Origin of the sequence: Anabaena sp. CCY 9910 (genome assembly GCF_963920875.1) — a bacterium.
Lineage (GTDB): Bacteria > Cyanobacteriota > Cyanobacteriia > Cyanobacteriales > Nostocaceae > Trichormus > Trichormus variabilis.
Map to the genome: position 1 here is coordinate 1 of NZ_CAWUDJ010000162.1, position 221 is coordinate 221.

Consider the following 221-nt stretch of genomic DNA (forward strand, 5'->3'; position numbering starts at 1 on the left):
TGGTGATCTGGACAGCATCCGCGCCACCCTGGCCAGCCTGGGGCGTGTCTGAGCAGGATGCGAAGCGTCGATGTTCTGGTGATCGGCGGCGGACTGGTGGGCTGCGCAACAGCCTGCCGTCTCGCCGGCGCCGGGGCGTCGGTCGAACTGATCGAGGCGTCGTATCTGAACGCGGGGGCGTCGGGCGCCAATGCGGGCTCGCTGCATTTCCAGATCGAGCG

The 221-nt window shown here is 68.3% G+C and carries 1 protein-coding gene; it reads left to right on the forward strand.

From position 1 onward, the window contains the following. Positions 1–57 precede the first annotated feature (57 nt). The coding region (locus ACM5QX_RS29690; RefSeq protein ID WP_414756782.1) for an FAD-dependent oxidoreductase at positions 58–221 on the forward strand (164 nt) is incomplete at its 3' end.